This is a genomic window from Serratia sp. PL7, assembly GCF_945957435.1.
Map to the genome: position 1 here is coordinate 1 of NZ_CAMFLB010000028.1, position 17,491 is coordinate 17,491.

11 protein-coding genes and 2 pseudogenes are annotated in these 17,491 nt (G+C 54.4%); all 13 read right to left on the minus strand.

All coding sequences use genetic code 11. The features are described from left to right. Positions 1-48: 48 nt before the first annotated feature. Positions 49-1,326: a DUF2254 domain-containing protein gene (locus N6G83_RS46060; RefSeq protein ID WP_047693655.1), complete on the minus strand. Its 1,278-nt coding sequence runs from the start codon at positions 1,324-1,326 to the stop codon at positions 49-51. A gap of 62 nt (positions 1,327-1,388) precedes the next feature. After that, a complete protein-coding gene (locus tag N6G83_RS46065; RefSeq protein WP_023302468.1) occupies positions 1,389-3,386 on the minus strand; it encodes a BCCT family transporter in 1,998 nt (665 codons plus the stop codon). Positions 3,387-4,766: 1,380 nt separating this feature from the next. Continuing rightward, complete coding sequence (repA, locus tag N6G83_RS46070) at positions 4,767-5,639, minus strand: incFII family plasmid replication initiator RepA (protein ID WP_009653904.1); 873 nt, start codon at positions 5,637-5,639, stop codon at positions 4,767-4,769. Then, complete coding sequence (gene tap, locus N6G83_RS54985; protein ID WP_009653899.1) at positions 5,632-5,703, minus strand: RepA leader peptide Tap; 72 nt, start codon at positions 5,701-5,703, stop codon at positions 5,632-5,634. Before tap ends, repA begins: the two co-directional genes overlap by 8 nt. A 217-nt stretch (positions 5,704-5,920) precedes the next feature. Further along, positions 5,921-6,190 carry a replication regulatory protein RepA gene (locus tag N6G83_RS46075; RefSeq protein ID WP_032736837.1) on the minus strand — a complete coding sequence of 90 codons (270 nt, stop codon included), beginning with the start codon at positions 6,188-6,190 and terminating at the stop codon, positions 5,921-5,923. Positions 6,191-6,328: 138 nt separating this feature from the next. Then, complete coding sequence (locus N6G83_RS46080; RefSeq protein WP_032736899.1) at positions 6,329-6,871, minus strand: phospholipase D family protein; 543 nt, start codon at positions 6,869-6,871, stop codon at positions 6,329-6,331. A 102-nt stretch (positions 6,872-6,973) separates the two neighbouring features. Continuing rightward, positions 6,974-7,075: pseudogene (locus tag N6G83_RS46085) on the minus strand (hypothetical protein); the annotation flags it as partial. Then, positions 7,061-7,315: pseudogene (locus tag N6G83_RS46090) on the minus strand (hypothetical protein); the annotation flags it as partial. The pseudogenes N6G83_RS46085 and N6G83_RS46090, both read right to left, overlap by 15 nt. Before the next feature lie 39 nt (positions 7,316-7,354). After that, positions 7,355-8,146: a DsbA family protein gene (locus tag N6G83_RS46095; protein ID WP_009653900.1), complete on the minus strand. Its 792-nt coding sequence runs from the start codon at positions 8,144-8,146 to the stop codon at positions 7,355-7,357. Positions 8,147-8,258: 112 nt separating this feature from the next. Continuing rightward, positions 8,259-8,852, minus strand: a complete 594-nt coding sequence (locus tag N6G83_RS46100) for a fertility inhibition protein FinO (RefSeq protein WP_009653903.1) — start codon at positions 8,850-8,852, stop codon at positions 8,259-8,261. A 160-nt stretch (positions 8,853-9,012) separates the two neighbouring features. Further along, the gene (gene traX / locus N6G83_RS46105) at positions 9,013-9,732 is read right to left on the minus strand and encodes a type-F conjugative transfer system pilin acetylase TraX (protein WP_032736839.1); all 720 of its coding nucleotides are present in this window, start codon (positions 9,730-9,732) and stop codon (positions 9,013-9,015) included. Between the two features lie 83 nt (positions 9,733-9,815). Then, on the minus strand, positions 9,816-15,074 hold the full coding sequence (traI, locus tag N6G83_RS46110; protein ID WP_154927397.1) for a conjugative transfer relaxase/helicase TraI: 5,259 nt from the start codon (positions 15,072-15,074) through the stop codon (positions 9,816-9,818). Continuing rightward, positions 15,074-17,368 (minus strand): type IV conjugative transfer system coupling protein TraD, encoded by a 2,295-nt coding sequence (traD, locus tag N6G83_RS46115; protein WP_260524201.1) that lies wholly within the window; start codon positions 17,366-17,368, stop codon positions 15,074-15,076. The genes traI and traD overlap by 1 nt, the downstream gene beginning before the upstream one ends. Positions 17,369-17,491: the final 123 nt, after the last annotated feature.

A 17,491-nucleotide genomic window follows, 5' to 3' on the forward strand; every position in this document is an offset into this window, starting at 1 on the left:
CAAGCGGACCCCCTTTACTTGCCAACAACCGAATCGCTTGCTCCGCAACTATGGTTTTTTATTAGAATCTTCGCCACCAAATAAATTATAATAAATTGATTTTATTAGATATTTTTCAGAATTTATATGGTCAGCACGTGTTGCATGCTCTAATGTTTCAAATGCTAAATTATGCGCGGCCTCAGAAAATACCCCAGGCCAACCCTTACTCAGCATAGACAGTCCTTTAAGGACTCTTATCTGAATCTCCCTCATACTGGCGCCATCGCGCGCGACAGGTGAGAAAAAGTCTTCCAGTAGATCGTTATTCTGAAGTGGTGCAACATGAACTGAAGGATATTTCACTTCTATTTCATCAGATTTATTCTGCGCGTAAGTGGAAAGTATACGAACACCTCTGCCAATGACATCAATGGCGGTTCCAGGATCGTTCACTGCGGGGGAAAGGGCCCGGCAGGCTATTTCGGCCATGACGCTAAGACAAAATCGGGGATCCTGAGCAAATGAACGTACATCCGAGACAATAATCGTCTCAAGTAAATCGGCGCTGATTGATGACTCCTGGCCTTGACTCAGGTACAAAACTGGCATGGATGGATGTATGAAACTGCCTGGCTGCGCCACGAGGTATACATGACGGGGATCATTGGTCAGCAGTTTGCTAAGTTTCACCATATCAATATATTCAACATAGCCAATCTTCTTCGGATAAACTGCAACCGTTCCTTTCGGCTGTTCATTGTTCTCAAGCCATGGATATCCGCCGAGAAAGGGATTTCTTGCTCTCGCAATAAATGATTCGATGGCCGCCTGTTCTACTTTTGCCGTTGTCTCACCAACCCTCCCCAGAGAGGTCAAATGCTGTATCCAGCGAAGCAATGTGATGAGGATTAAGGCAATGACAACCAGTGTGACAATGAATAAAATGACTCTCCCCCTTTCTCCATAAGCTCCCATATTGAGGGCAATAATCCCTACCAGACTGAAGAGAAAAGAACCGATGAAGGTGGCCAGTACATTTTGTGTGGTCACGTCTTCAACAACTAAACGCGTAGCTCTGGGAGTCACATTAGTAGTGGCTGAACCGTAGGCTGTGACCATGATACTCAACGAAAAAGTGGTCACTGCCAGCATACTCGATGCCAGTATGTTCAGAATGTTATCGACTGCTTCCGCACCAACCTTCACGGAAACCGACTCAGGTATCATTGATTTAAAAAGAATTGATAAAAGGGCCGTTATTATCGCGACAATGGCGAATAACGTTGCCCTGAACCATAGCTTTTTAAATGTCTGCTTCAGAATCCATTTCCAGCGTGAAATCATTCTGCATTCCTCATATTGCGGCCGGGATAAATAATTGCCGCCCCCAGGACGGCATGTTGCTGTTAACGAACCAGGTGCAGGAAGTGCAGATGTTTTTCGTACTGGTCCAGTATGTCATTAATCAGCTGCTCCTGGTTCCAGCCCATCACATCATAATTTTGACCGCCTTCTTTGAGATATACCTCAGCGCGATAATATCTATGTTGTTCAGTCTGCTGCTCATTATTATCCATCGCGGCGAGCGCGAAGGTCGGTGAGCTATACCCGCGAAGCCTCACTTCATATATAAAATTCAGCTCGTTACCCAAATCGACTTCAAGACGAATACGATCGTCGACTGCGTCACTGATGTGGCTTATCGTCCCCTGCTTGTTCAGCTCTTCCTGAACCAGCGTCATGGCGGGGTGGATGACGTCGTCCATAAAACGTTTCACAAGAGATCGCTTCGGCAGATACGCGATATTGCGTAACCTTCTCTGCCAGGGAATTGGGTTACGTGCAGCCGTAGGAGCAATTGTCGCCATGCTCAGGCTTTCACGCTTGGTCAAATCCCGGCGCAAAGCTTTTAAAAGTCCGTATATAGATATCAGTAAGATCACTGAGAATGGCAATGCACTCGCTATTGTCACTGTTTGCAGCGCACTTAGCCCTCCGGCAAGGAGAAGCGCAATTGCGACAATGCCCATGAGCGAGGCCCAAAATATTCGCTGCCAGACGGGTGTGTTTGCCACTCCACCTGATGCCAGAGAATCAACAACCATTGCCCCTGAATCAGCAGACGTGACAAAGAAGACGATGACCATCGCCATTGCGATGAATGACAGCACGGAAGAGAACGGGAAATGCTCCAGGAAATTAAACAGGGCCAGCGCCACATCCTGCTGAACGGTACTGGCGAGGTCTGTGGCCCCCTGGTTCATAATGAGATAGATCGCGCTGTTACCAAACACCGTCATCCACATGAGCGTAAAACCCGCGGGAACAAACAGCACGCCGGTGACAAACTCGCGAATGGTTCGCCCGCGGGAGACCCGTGCGATGAACATCCCCACAAACGGCGACCATGAAAGCCACCATCCCCAGTACAGTAATGTCCAGCCCCCCAGCCAGTTGCTCGACTTAGGCTCATACGCGTAAAGGTTGAACGTTTTACTCACCAGTTCCGAAAGATAACCGCCCGTATTTTCCACAAATGACTTCAGCAGAAGCACGGTTGGTCCCAGACACAGGACCAGCGCCAGGAGCAACAACGCCAGACCCAGATTGAGCTCAGACAGGATACGTATTCCCTTATCCAGGCCGGACACCACTGAAATCGTCGCTAACCCCGTGATGACCACGATCAGAATAACCTGCACCGTTTCATTGATGGGCACCCCGAAAAGATGGTTCAAACCGGCATTCACCTGCAAAACACCATAACCCAGCGAGGTCGCAACGCCAAAGACCGTGCCGATAACAGCGAAAATATCAACCGCATGACCTACAGGCCCGTATATGCGATCGCCGATAATGGGATAGAGTGCGGAGCGCAGGGTTAACGGCAGACCGTGACGGTAACTGAAGAACGCCAGAATCAGCGCCACAATGGCATAAATTGCCCATGCGTGCAGTCCCCAGTGGAAGAAGGTCAGACGCATTGCTTCCTTCGCTGCCGCAACGGTCTCCGGGGTGCCGACGGGAGGCGAAAGATAATGCATTACAGGTTCGGCAACGCCAAAGAACATCAGTCCGATCCCCATCCCTGCCGAAAAAAGCATCGCAAACCAGGAGTGGTAGCTGAAATCAGGCTGCGCATGGTCCGGGCCCAGCTTGATATCACCGTAGCGTGAGAGTCCCAGGAACGTGACACTCAGTAAAATCAGGGCCACAGCAAGGATGTAGAACCAGCTGGCATTCGTGAAGATTTGTTGCTGAAGTAGTTTAAAATTTTTGTCGGCGACATCCGGGAATACGGCGGCAAAGGCAACAAGAAGGAAAATCAGCAAAGCAGATGTAAAAAATACCGCTTTGTTAATCTGGCTTGTAGACTTCTTCGGGATTGTATCATTTTCACTCATAATCATTTATTCCATTAATTAAATCCGCACTGGATAGAAGACACTACCTTTCACAGAGTAGCAAAGTTCAACTTGCTATGCGGCGTTAATCGGAAAGCATGGTGTAATGAGTGCCGATACAAATCATCCTATATTCTAAGGGGTTCTTGGTTACTCAGCCTGCCGCTTCCTGGTGCATTTATTTGTATCAAAGCTGGGACATACGTTAATGAACGTATATTAGGCACGAATTACTTTTTGAACAAAGCAGACGTTAAGATTTACAGCATCGGGAAGCTTCTGGATGCCGCGTCAGCGGCATGGAGGCGCCAGATGAGGTTACATGTGTCTGTGGAGTCAAATGGCGCCGAAAGCCCGGCGTAGCCGGTTACCGGGCTATAAATTCTGCCATCCTCCCCCTGCCCTGATTAGCTTTAACCCGCTAACAGCAATGAAGAAGTTAATGTAATCCCTTTTAACCCCGGTGAGCGGGCTTTACGGCGTTTACGACGTAAAGGGCGTGATTTCCGGGGCCTTAGCGGCGGCAGCTTGCTGCTGACGCTTAGGGGGATGTTCATAAAAAATCTCAGCGACACCAGGGAACTTAACATGGTAGCTGCAAAGCCATACCCGCGAAAAACATCTCAGACGCCGCTGTACGCGGTCGGAGTTGACCCGGCAAGGCGAGGCCGCAGTCGGGGCGTATCTCCGCGTTAGCGGGCCGCAGGGCCGCAGGGCCGCTTACGAGCGTGTACCAGACAACTGACCGCAGCTCCACCCACAGCGATGAAGAAGAGTAGTTACAACACTCATCATTAAAAGCGATGTCTTTCCCCGGCCTTCGGCCGGGGGCGGCGGCGCTTTTCAGTGGTGGGGAGGGGCTTGTGGTTGCAGAACGTCGCCGGGGTTTGTTTTAAAAAAGGGATCTATTGAATGATGTAACTAATCTGTGTGCAGGTTATATGCCCGCCGCTTGTCGGCGGGAGGTACTTCTGGATCTGAGCGGCGCGGGCGCTTGCGACCGCTGTTAGCAAAGGCCTCATTGAGACTGTCCACAGGACAGACGACGAACAGGTTTTCCTTTGAGACGAAAGATATTCAGATCTTTAAAAGAAGTACAGAGCAGGTCTTTAAAGGGAACCATGCGGTCTGAAACCTCTGCGGCAGGCACCCTGACACCCTGTCGGCTGTAGCTTTATGAAAAGTTCCCATGCAGTTAAGTGTGTATAAGTAAAACCGGGCAAAAAAACCGGCACCGGAGCACCGAAATATCATCAACCAGGTGGGGGGAATGCGTTGCCAATCGGTGTGGCCATAACACTATCGGTCAGAAATCAGCCAGGCTCAGCAGACGGATGTGCGAAAGTCTCCGGCGCCAGCCGGATAACAAAAATGAGAAGGCTATACTGGGTCGGGGTACGGCGCCAGGCGGGTATAGTTATTGCCCCGTGACAGCAGCATACGCTCCGTCACGCGTCGCTCAACTTCACGTTTGAGCGCATCACGATCGCCTCTGAAGCGGCCGGTGGCATATTCACGGGTCAGCTGCTGACGAACACGCGTCTCGATGTCCTTCCGTTGGCGCGAAGCATCCCGCCGCGCGGTTGCTCGCTTCTGGCCATGAGATTTACGCTCAGCCTGATAGCTGCGGAAACGCTCGCGTACAAACCGCCAGGATTTGGCGATCAGTTCATCCATCCCCAGCTGCGGCAGACTCTGTTTTTTGCGCTGTTTATTTTCCCACTCCACGCGACTCCGGCGCGCGGCCACGACGGCCACATCTGACACATCCAGAGCCTGAAAAAGGGCTGGCGTGAACGTCATATCCGTCGGAATATTGCAGCCAATCTGCGGATCATATTCCGTTGTATAGGTGATCAGACCCAGCTCAGACATAAACCGCAGCGCGCGGGTCGCCCGTGAGATAGACAGGTTGCCACTGGCAGATTCCGTGGCCAGCCCGCACTCAATGGCCATATTGGTAATCGAGCGCTGCACGCGATTGGCCAGCGGATCGTAATGGAAACACATTGCCTGGAGAAGCGCATCAATCGCACGCCGGCGAAGGAGAGGAGGCATACGCCGACGCTTACCCAGTGAGCGGGCAAAGGCGACATGAATTGAAAAATCAAACGTGGAGGTAAAGCCTTCGGCTTTAGCCATCAGCTTACAACAAAACGGCAGTGTCTTTTTGCCTTCCCGCGCCATAAAACGCGGCTCAGCATTTTTCACTTGCACGTAATGGAACGAGTTTTTTGGATTCTGTTCAGTCACCGCTTCCTGCGCTTATGTTGCGCCGAAGGAGTAAGCACAGAAGGTATTGAACTTTTCTGAGCATGAATCTATACTCCCTGCATAGAGCAACAATCTCTATGCAGTTTAGTTAAGGGCCCCGATAATCTTCTAGAGTCGCCAAACTTGGAAAGATTATCGGGGTTTTTGCTTTTCTGATTCCGGAAAAAACCTTTTTACAGAATCAGTTCCCTGCCACCTTACGGCGTGGCCAACCAAGAATCTCTAAACGATCAGTAATCTAGCACTCATAGCAGGTATGATCAAGAATGTGACGTCGTTACGTCAATTCCAAGTTTCGCAGATTCTCTTTCAATCAGCCTTTCAATCATTTCTGCCTGAGTAATTCCTTCATTCTCACACATGATTTGAAGCTGGTTTTTAAGCTTGTCTCGCACAAATACTCTCACCTCTTTGTGCGTCGCTTTTTTTCGGGCAACAGCTTTCTGCTGACGTTCTGCCGCAGAAACAGGATTGCCCTTTCTGTAGGGACGTTTAGATGAGGAAGTAACTGCGTTTACGACCTGTGACATCTCTGCCTCCTCAAGCATATAACTGAATACTTGAACAAAGATACTACATGTCTTTATAGGCAGCGAGAGCTGCACATTAATTTAATGTAAAATACATTTTTTTCTGTTGGCGCAGAAAAATTGTGGGCAGTGTGATCGTTAGTACGATGAACGCCAGTCAGTACCGACATCCCACCTGGATTGCCAGTGCTGCAGATAACGTTGGGCAACTGTCGGGTCATCCCATACAACCAGCACATTCTCTGAATTCGAACGGTCAGCTGCACGGCTGAAATTGAACGACCCGGACTCTGTATTGCGCCCGTCCGCGACGATCACTTTGTCATGCATAATTTTGTAGGCGCTGACCGTACGAACCGGAATGCCCACGCTGGTCAGCAGGTTCATGGCGGCCTCGCTGGCCGTTCCGGTATTTGCCTTCTGATCCAGAACCACACGGACATCCACCCCACGTCGTTTCGCCTCGATGAGCGAACGAACCACCTCCGGGGAGGTGAAGGAATACCCCATCAGCCGGATTTCCTGTCGTGCGGTCGCGATGGTTTTCAGAACCAGCCGCAGGGCAGTTCCTTCCGGGGAAAACCCGGTATCGATGCTCGCGGCATAAACGATCGGTACGGGTGTGCACAGACTCAGAGTGACCAATGCAGGCAGACACCATCTGCTGAGAGTACGGTTTATTTTCACACTATTTCCTTCACTGTATTTTTAAGAAACGCCGGGAGCGGGGGAGACTGGCTTTTCCCCGTTACCGGGGTTGGACAACGACGCCATGGGGAGGCGTCAGGCTTTTGTCGTCTGACGGAACCAGTAGCAGACTGGCCCGTCGCCGGTATCGTGGACGGAGCCCAGGAACCAGCCATCATCATCTGGCGGCTCGGGCACCACCTGGATACCATCCCGGACACTGACGAGTGGAGAAACGTCAGGCTTTCTCATCCGGTCAGTATGCCGCGTATACAGGGCCAGCCCGCCCCAGAACAACGCAACTGACAGCATCACCAGGAGCAGTCCCCCTCCTGTGAAAAAAAACGGAGACAGGAGTATCAGAAACAGCGCCAGCATGCCCCCATACAAATAACAGAATAATTGCTTCTCAATGCGTAAAATAAAATAGCTGAACATAAATTCAGTCCTTTAATAAGACGGATTTAAAAGGAGGTGTTAGTGACGGGATTTATTTATTGCCGCCTGAAGACTTTCCGACTCCGTCATTCCGGAAAATACCGTGGTATTTTCTTCCGTCGCGCCCTTCACCGGCATCACAATAATACCCGGCGTACCGGTTAATCCCGTTGCCGTGGCGATGTCTTTAATATTTTTCAGCGTGGTATTAACTTCATCAATGGTATCCTGTCTGAACTGAATATCACCTGATGTTTTCGTGACTGTCTCTTTGGTCAGCCTGCCTTCAATTAATCCGGTCGCATAAATACCGTTATGGTATGCCAGATATGCCTCCGGCCCCTTTTCCTTCCAGACCAGCAGACCGGTTTTGGCTGCCAGTAATGAAACCGGCCATCGGCTCCCGAAGACCGGCCACTCCATAAAGAAATAGCGCACATCCTGGTTACTCCTGATGACCTTCTCCAGTTCCGGCGCGAAGCGGCTGCACCAGATGCACTGGTAGTCAAAGAATTCAACCACCATCACCTTTCCGTCCCCGGGCCCCCAGGAGGGGATATTTTTATTACCCAGAATGTTTCCCTGTTGTTCCAGTGCTGCGGATTTAAAACCGCGAGTCTGTTTCGCCTCCTGCTCCTGCTGAAGTGTCTCGCTCATCTGAATAAGTATCTCGGGATGAGCACGCAGATAATCCGCTGCGATTTCTCCAATTCTTTTCTCCTGGGTAACGGAAAACGTTTTATCAGGTGCATTATCCTGAGCAAAACTGGTATTCAAAACGACAACTGAAATAAATGGGAGCAGAAAATACAATCCGAATCTGAATTTCATTTTTATTCCTTTAACAGGTTAAGCATGGATAAAATAAGTTCGTCCGCTAAAGCCGTTAAGTCTTTAGCGGAGAGGTTGTAGAACGATGAATACTGTTGTGGCAGGAAATGAATTAAACGGTCTGACTCATCTTTCGTTCAGCGCGTAACAGCTCTTTCATCATGCGCTCACTGGCGTAGTGCGCTTCATCAGCAGTGACCGTAGCCACCACATTCCCCTGCAGGTCATAGCGGGAGGCACCTTCCCGCATTCGGGACAGATAACCTGCAGACCGGGTCAGGCTTTTCAGGCACTTAATCACCTGTTTATGCGACAGCGGCAGATCACGACTCGCAATATCGGCAAGCAGCTGTTCACGCATTCCCGTGGCCAGCAGACGTGGCGAGTTGCCATCGAACAGCTGTGGCCAGAACACCTTCAGGGTCATGATCGCCTGCTCTGGCGGCAACAGCCGAAGATAGCGCACCGGAGGGGGAGCCTTTGTTGCCTTGACCGGTACGGGCTCAGCCTGACGCGCGGCGGCTTCCGCGGCCTGTTTCGCACGTTCAAGCTTTTCTTTCTTGACCTTCCAGGCGGGCGGCGCCGACACCACCACGACCTTTTTTCGGCGTACCACACCAGGAGTGGCCGTATCACTGGTGGGGGCAGCACTGTCTGCCGCGGGTTTTCGTTTCAGGCTCAGTACAGGACGTTTTTCTTCACTCATAAGGGGCCATATCAATAAAGCATCAGGTCTGACGTATACGATACGCTAACGGCATCATCGTTTCATCTCAGGAAACTGTGGACACGGCGATGATGTTCCCTTTGTCACAGTTGCGGGCACTATTTCTGCTCCTTGGACCTCTGTCCGGGTTTTTTTACATTTAGACAACAATCCCCAGCACCGCCAGATGTACGGCATAGAACATCACGAAGAAATGCCGCGGCCAGAAGCGCCGAACAGAACGACCGATGTCAGAACAGACCGCCAGGGCCAGCAAGGCGACCATCAGGCCGGCGATGGCCTGGGTAATATCATGGGCATTCATCAGCAACACCATGACAGCCCACAGCACGCCATACCCGATACGTTCTGCGGGTTCTTTCGCCCGACACAGTCGCCAGCTGTTGATCAGCATAAAAACCCCGGCCAGACCGTAGCTGTCGGCAGACAGAGGGAGCCAGGCCACGACAATGGCGATCGCCAGCAGAATATCATTGCGGGTCTGCAGACTGAACCAGCGCAGCGCCTGACCGGTGACCGCAAAGCTAAACAGGATATTCCCCATGTACCACGGGTATCCGATGAGAATAAAGGAGCCCTGGGCGATCAACGCCCAGCACCAGAGCTGGTTCAGCTGAGACTGGCGGATTTCAGTATGTCGGGCCAGATTCATCCCCCAGACCAGCCCGAACAGCGGAAAACAGCCCCTCCCCAGCAGACGCATCACCTCATTATTCCCGGCCAGCAACAGACCGGTATGGTCGATGACCATCAGAACCAGCGCGACGGTCTTGATGATATCCGTCTGTCCTGGCGTCCAGGTCAGCAGCCCCAGCAGCCAGCGATCGACAGCGTTGAGGCGGGTTTCATATGTTGTCATCTTCCTTTTCCTTTTATCAGCGCCCCGGCAGGGTGCCCGATTTTAATCGGGCACCCTGCCGGGGCAGACAAGCCGCAGGCGAGTCAGTCGCCCCCGAGCGTTTTTTCACGACTGAGATCACGAACCATATCCCGTTCCATCTGCTGCAGACGGTCGCGCTGCAGGCTCTCTGTGGCCACCTGCTGAACGGCCGCTTCCTGACGCCGGGTCTGCGGGTCATCTGGCAGCACCGTTTTCTCCTCTCCTGGCCGGTCACGTTCGAGACCCCGAATGACGTCCCCGATAACCTCTTTTATCCGCTCGCCCGGCTCGCCCACTTTCTTCTCCTCTCCGGACACTTCCCGGGTCGCCTGCTCCGTCTGTCTTTCCATCTCCCGGCGCTGTGCCTCTTCTGCGGCCCGCTGTGCCAGAACCTCTGGCGGGAGCGGGATGTCAGTACCGGTATCATTGATCGGAGGATTCGGCAGGGGATCAGCCCAGATGCGACCGCCGGTGATGGCCTCCGGGTTCCAGGGGCGGTCATCTCCGGCAAGCCGGACCACCACCCCGCTGTCGGGGTTATCGCGTGCAATCCTGACGCCTTCGCCCATATTCCCGGCCAGCAGACTTTCGCCGTTGCGACTGTTCTGCAGCGCCACAAACCGGGCTTCTTCATTGCCCATGACGCGCCCCTCACCGCCGATCACCTGCAAACGTCCGTCGTTATCCGTCAGCGGACTGAGCCAGATGCCGGCGTCTTTCCCGTTTTTGTCGAACGCCGGCAGCGCCACGTGTGGCTGCGGGTACTTTTTGCCCGGCGAAATGAATTTCCCCGGAGACTGCCCGCGCGCCAGGCCGGACTGCTGCAGGGCGGCCCGGCCTGCAGCCGCCTCATCCAGCGCTCGTGCCCGGCTGAACAGCTGGCCGGCCGTTTTCACGGCCCGGTCGTTACGCGGCTCCAGAATATCGTGGGCTGTCGCTTTCTCTGGTGAATGATTTATGGCCTTTATCCAGCCCTCACGGTTGTCGGTATACAACTGAACATGCTGTTTCATACGTGATAACCCGACATAGGAGGATTCAAAGCTGGCCATCCGTTCCCGACCACCCGCCACGCCCTCCAGTGCGATGGCAAACGGTTCACTGGCCCCCTGAGCACCATGCGCGGTGATGGCGTAGGCAAGGTCGACATGTTGCTGCGCTTGATCAGCCTTCGGGTTCAGCGTGCGGGTGGTTTTGCCGTCAGATAGCGTGACACTGTCACCTGAAACGGATTTCACCTCCCACACACTGTTGGCCACATAGCCGCGTTCCGTGTCACTCTTGCTGAAGCGCATTTTGTCCCCCTGAGACACTGTAATCTCTTGCTCACGGTAGAGCGTGACACCTTCAGCCAACGCCTCCCGGGGTGAAATAAGCCGTTCTTTCCCTTCACCATCCATCAGCGTGATAAGCTGGTTCTCCTTATCCACGCTCCCGATACGGTGGTAGACATTGTCGACCAGGGCCACGGCCCCCTTATGAGTCGTCCAGGTCGACAGTCTGCGCAGCTCTCCGTCACGGATGTTGCTCGTCACCAGTACCGGCAGAGTGACTTCCTCTCTGCCCACTTCACCATTGTCCCGCCTCGCGTCATGAATCAGACTGTTCAGCACCCGCCGGTCATCATTCAGATGGGTGATAATCAGCGTCTGTGACTGCGCCTCCGGGGTACGGTCGGCATAGTCCTTCACCAGTGCCTCATACAGCGTGGTGGGCTGACCTGCCGGCACACTTTCACCCTTGTTCAGCGCTTTCTGTATCGTCTCCTCCTGTGCGGGGGTGAACTCCACCACGGAGTTTTCGGGCACCCAGGCCCCGTCTTTTCGCGGCACCTGTTCCGGTGTAATCTGCTCAATCGTCGCCAGCGCGCGGTTCACGTCCCGGTCAATCAGGCTGTAGACCGCCGGTCGCAACTCAGGTACCTGGCGCACAATCTCTTTCATAATGGCGACGTCGGCGGCACTGCGCTGCTGCATCAGCCGGAACGGCTGGCCCGGCGCAATGGACTGCAGCTGGTCGGTATCGCCGCTGAGCACCGCCCGTCCTCCCCCGGCCGCAATCAGGGAGAGCGCCTTCGCGGTATCGGCCAGCCCCACCATTGAGCTCTCGTCGAGCAGGAACAGCGTGTTGCTGAAATCCGGTGTCTGACCATTACGCTGCAGGAGCTGCGTGTCATGCAGGAACGAGGCGGTAGTCTGCGCATCCACGCCGGCGCTCTGCATTTCCCCCACGGCGCGGTGTGTCGGCCCCAGACCGATGACCCGAGGCCGGGTCGCTTCCGGCAGCAGGCTGATGGCTCCCGTCACCGCCCGGAGCTGGGTGGTTTTCCCCACCCCGGCATAGCCCTGAACCACCGTGAACCGATCCGTAGTCTCCAGTATCATCCGGGTGGAAGCACGCTGCCCTGACGTCAGGTCCGTCATCAGGCTTCCCGGTACACTGTCCATCAGGGGTGCAACGGCCTCTTTTCCTTCCAGCACCTTTGTCAGAATGCTTTTCTCTGCATCCCAGGTCTGGCGGGAAATCAGCAGGTCATTACCGTGGCCTGGGGCCACAGGCACATTCAGCAGACTGCCAGCCTTAATCTGCGCCTGAATGGTCGCGTCTATCTCCGTCATCGGAACCTTACCTCCGCCGGTTTCCAGCGCGGTGGCCAACAGTTGCGGGCGCGTGAAAGTCAGCTCCTCACTTTCCAGCAAAGGAATGGAAAGGTGAATGACCTGCTCTGCCGGGGTGTGCAGCCCGGCTTTCTGTAATGCGATGGCCGCATCCAGGTCTGTCTCGCCTGAACGGGCCTTCAGCTGCTCAGACACCACGCTGAAGGCGGTATGCCTGGCCAGCTTCTCTGTTGTGCGGGCCGCATCCTGTGCAGAGTACAGCCGGATATGGCTTCCGCTCTGCGCCAGCTGATTCAGCGTGGCATTATCCAGCTCGCGTTGCGTCAGGGAGGCAAAAACGGTCGCTGTTTCGCTGACCGAACGGCCGGGACTTTCCACCCATCCGTGCCCGACTTTAATCCCGTCGAACGGCCCGGCGCCCACCGCCAGGGTCTGGGTGGTTTTCTGCCCGGGACGCTGCACCGTCAGCTGCCCGGCCTCCGCGTTCAGCACCGTGATGCTCTCGCCGCCTTTCAGCCGCGTCTCAGGAATTTTCCCCAGCACCGACAGACGTTCTCCGCTCGCTACCGGTAGCTTATCGGCCCGGAACAACGACCACTGGCTGTCGACAGCCGAAACTTTCAGGTCCAGACGTTCCCCCTCTTTGTCCCTGAGGGTCAGCATATTGCTGCTCGCAGTCACCCGGTCTATCAAAAACCGGTCATGCTTCCGTGTCTCCGGGTCCCACCGCTCCATCACCATCCCTTCGCGGTAATAGTCGCGCACGCCCCGGCTTTTGCTGTCCAGCCACACCGGCGTCAGGGTAGTGACTGTCATCTCCTTCGCCCCCAGCGTACCTTCATTTTTCAGGACTTCACGGATAATGCCATTGAGTACGCCCTGTTCTCGCACCCCGCTGATTTGTGCCACGCTTTCCTGCCCCTCACGCACACTGACAGCAAACTCCTGCGCCAGACGGCTGTAGCGGGCGCCCTTGTCTGGTTCACTGATGATGTCTGCCGTCGTCTGATTTCCACCCTGCCAGCGATACGTATTCACCCCGCTCTCTTTCAGCACTGTCAGCGCGCTTCCGGTTCCGCTACGCTTGCCGCTGTCGGAGAGCAGAACCTGCACGTTATGGCGCATGGCGCCATCGAGCAGGGAAAGGGTCTCTTTCAGACTCAGCTTCTCTGCCTGATCCACAATGAGCGTCCCGCCAGGGATAAACGCGGTTCCGTCCTGCAGGGCAGACTTGCCGGTGACCGTCTCCCCCACCAGACGGGCATCCCCGGCGAGAAAATCACGAGACCGGTTATCTGCAGCAAGGATATGCACATCGCGCCCCTGCTCCCGGGCCATCAGCGTCAGCTCAGCCACCCGCTCCCGCTGCCCCGTGGCCCCTCCCTGTCCGTAAACAATCCCCATCGCCGGCCGGTCCTGCGCCAGCACGCTGACCGCATCGCTGAAAGGTGCATGACGCACAACAGAGGCATCTGGCGTGACGGAGACATGATTCTGGCGCTGAACCTCCTGGCTCAGCGCTTTAACGGACAATTCGTCAAGGACGTGGATGTTTGAGGTGAACAGACCTTTCTCGCGATCGAGCGGGATAAGCTGTTCGCGCTCAATAGCCGCATCAATGCCCGTTCTGGCCAGTTCAAATACCCCCGGCTTCGCCTCCAGCTGGCTAACCGTGCGGGCCAACATGTCGGCATAGGTAAACTGCACTTTGCGGTCGCTGAGACCGGCAATGGCTTTTGTGACCACGTCGCTGATATCCGGGCCGTCGGTTTTCGCCGGACTGACGGGCGCACGGTTGATTTCTGCAGCGCGCTTATCGGCATCCTCGCGATAGCTGTGAATATCGAAACCGCTCTCTTTGAGGGTGTTCACCCACTCCACCATTTTTTCTGCCGGATCGAGGGTTTCTTTCGATTTACGGGTATCCAGTGTGGCCACATCGCGGGACTTCAGGGAGGCATCAGGGCCTGCAGCCTCCCTGACCTCCTGACTGCGGGTGGAAAACGGCTCAACCGGCACATCTTTCATCTCCCACATGCCGTGTTTGCCTGTCACTTCCGTCTCATAGCCGAGTTTCTCAACGAGAGGTTTGAGCACCTCCCGGTAGAGTTTTCCGAAGGCTATCTGATTTGCGTACACATTCTCGATAAAGCCCGTTTTACCCACCGTATCGGTGCCAAGAGACTGCCACTTGCCGCCGTTCTGCGTCGCATTGATGACCACGGCATGGGTGTGCAACTGGGGCTCCTGATTGCGGTTTGTGTCGTGATTAAATTTCGCCACAATGAGATTGCCGGTCAGCACGGTTTCGCTTTTTCCGTCCGTCATGACCCGGGTCGCCGCCAGCGTTTCCACCTGTTTTACGGCTTCTGTGACGGCCTGATTATGGGCATCAATCAGCCGCTTATCCCCACCGATCATGGCCATGACAGACACGCTCTTAGGGGCGGAAAAGGTCAGGTCATAACCTGGCCGGTGTTTGTTCACGCCATCCTGCATCCGGGTCAGGTCACTGCCGTCCGGCAGCTTTCCTTTCAGCAGGTCAGTGAACACCTGCTTGTCCACCTTCCCGTCAAGGCCCAGCGCCTCCGCGCCCTTTCCCTGCCAGCGTTCATCCATAGATCCGATAACGTAATAGTTATCCTTGTCTGTATAGTAATTGCTGGCGCTCCCCGCCGACTTTACCGAACCAATCGACATCATCAGAAGTTTCCTCCGATTTCGATATCATCCTGCTCACTGCGGCTGTGGTTGATATTGACCTCTTCGCGTCGCTGCATATCCCGCTGTATCTGTTCACCTTCCAGCCAGGCGTCATAGGCCTGCATGTCTTCAATTACGCCATCCTCGTTCATTCCGGCCGGCAACATATTCTGGTCCGCCTCGACAGGCTGCTGCGCCAGTTCCTGCGCCGTCCCGCCCGCAGTCGCAATCACCGCGGCAGTGGATGCCGCTGCAGCAGTGCCGGTCACCGAAGCAGCAGGTTCAGGCCGGATTAATGGAACGGTTTTCACTCTCGTGACGGGAGCGCCAGATAACGGGACGTCTGGCGTCTTACCGGCACCCTCTGCTGCCTTCGACGAGGTTTTTACCGGCACAGGCAGTACGCTGTCTTCAGCAGGTTTAGTCTGCTCAGGCTGAACACCGGCTTTCTCTTCGGCTGACTCAGACACAGGCTCATCCGGAGTGAAAAGCGCCCTCGCCAGACTGCCTTCGGCCTCCCGCGCTTCCAGCAGCGCACTGAGTCTTCCATCCACGCGCGCATCGAGACGGCGCTGAATAAAGCCCTCGGTGATTTTCGGTCGGGGCTTGTATTTCAGGGCCAGTTTCACCGCCGGATACGGCCCCGGCAGGGTGACGTAGCAGGACAGGTCAGGCAGCGTCTGAATATCGGAGTAGCTGACCAGCGTTTCCCGCTCTTTTTCCTTCCCGGTCGACACACCGTCACGCACCGGGTCTGCCCCGTAGGAATACTGCTCGCTGGCCTTGAGGATTTCTTTCTCACCGATTTCGCCGGCGGCAAACTCGGCAATCTCCTTACTCGGGGAACGGAAAAAGGCACGGGTGTTCATCACGTCAAACAGCGTGGCGGCAGGCTTCACGCCGTAAATATCTTCCAGCTGGGCATAGGACTGGATTCCGAACACATAACAGCCACCAAATTTTCGGGCTTCCGGCAGAATTTCAACCAGGTCTGGCAGCTTGTGCAGCGTGGGCAGTTCGTCAGCGAAAATCCATACACGCCGGTTACGGTTCTCCCCCATCGCCAGCAGACCGCGGATGGCAATCGACAACCACATCGAGATAACCGGCTTCAGGGAGGCATGCGTATCGGCATTCGAGGAGATAAACAGCCAGCCATTAGGCTGGTCCTCACGGACACCGCGCATCCAGTCCCGGATGGTGAACGGCTCGCCGTTCTTTTCAATCCCCTGCAGGTAGCGGATGGCCTTGACATAATTGGTCAGCACGGCACGGATGGAGATGGCTGTCTTCTCAATTTTCTCCTCGACCAGGTTGGCGGCCGGGGTGTTCTGCAGGTACGCACGCAGCTTGTCTATTTTGATGGACAGCATGGTATCAACCAGCTTTTCGTAACTGCGGTCCTTGTCCTCGCGCATCAGGTAGGCGCCTTCGGCAAAGATGGTGCGACCGGACCCCTGCCAGAACGGATCTTCTTTGGTGCCCATCGGGATAAGGGTATTGGAGATATTGTCGAAATCCGGCAGCGTCAGGCACTCTTTCCACAAATCCCAGGCCGCACAGCGCGAATCCAGCGGGTTGAGGATTTTATCCAGTGACGGGTCGTAATAGCTTTTGACAAACTCACAGGACCTGTCGTAGATGATGGCCATATCGCCCCGGGCGCGGACGTAGTTCAGCAGCCGGCGGATGACTTCGGATTTACCGGAGCCCACGGTTCCGTGGAGGCAGAAATTCTGGATTTCAGAATTCTTAAGAATAGGCAGGTCGCCAATTTTAATATCGGAGGCCGCTCCATCGCGTTTCATCTGGCGGGCCACATCTTTGGGCTTATCGGAAAGCTGGCGCCCCCCGGTATTTTCATCCTCACTCTGCAGTTTCCCCTGGCGGCCCAGCACCCAGCTGGCGACAAAGAACGTCACCACGCAGATTGTCAGCGACACAATGGCGGCAAAAACAAATGCCGTCCACAGCTGCTCACCGCACCAGATAGTATATTTATCGGCAAGAATTTGTTCCGCATTATATTCCAGAGACTTTCCGTAATAGCTAATCGTATAGACCGGCTGAGAGCGAATAATATCGCGCATCGGCGCCAGTGTCGTACACCACCAGTAAACGCAGCCGTTCACAAAGGTCTGCCAGCTGAGACGGTACATCAGCATCAGCCCACATAACACCCAGAATAAAATAAACAGCACATAAAATATAATATTGGCAATCTGACCAAACATGCGAAAACGCATATTCGCAATCTGACCGCCCTGCGTCATATCTTTGGCATTAAAACTCATGGCATTAATCCGTCAATTAACCATCATGGATAAAGATAACCGGGCAAGCCGGCAACGACTCACAGGCACACAAAAAATTTGCGTACCTGTGAGTCGTTTATGAACAGAACAAGAAATATTGAA

Bases quoted from the DNA above. Each gene is read 5' to 3' on its own strand.
- traI (WP_154927397.1), bottom strand. From the start codon at position 15,074: ATGATGTCGATTGGTTCGGTAAAGTCGGCGGGGAGCGCCAGCAATTAC.
- N6G83_RS46095 (WP_009653900.1), bottom strand. From the start codon at position 8,146: ATGAAATTCAGATTCGGATTGTATTTTCTGCTCCCATTTATTTCAGTT.
- N6G83_RS46075 (WP_032736837.1), bottom strand. From the start codon at position 6,190: ATGTCACAGGTCGTAAACGCAGTTACTTCCTCATCTAAACGTCCCTAC.
- N6G83_RS46065 (WP_023302468.1), bottom strand. From the start codon at position 3,386: ATGAGTGAAAATGATACAATCCCGAAGAAGTCTACAAGCCAGATTAAC.
- traX (WP_032736839.1), bottom strand. From the start codon at position 9,732: ATGACAACATATGAAACCCGCCTCAACGCTGTCGATCGCTGGCTGCTG.
- N6G83_RS46060 (WP_047693655.1), bottom strand. From the start codon at position 1,326: ATGATTTCACGCTGGAAATGGATTCTGAAGCAGACATTTAAAAAGCTA.
- N6G83_RS46100 (WP_009653903.1), bottom strand. From the start codon at position 8,852: ATGAGTGAAGAAAAACGTCCTGTACTGAGCCTGAAACGAAAACCCGCG.
- traD (WP_260524201.1), bottom strand. From the start codon at position 17,368: ATGAGTTTTAATGCCAAAGATATGACGCAGGGCGGTCAGATTGCGAAT.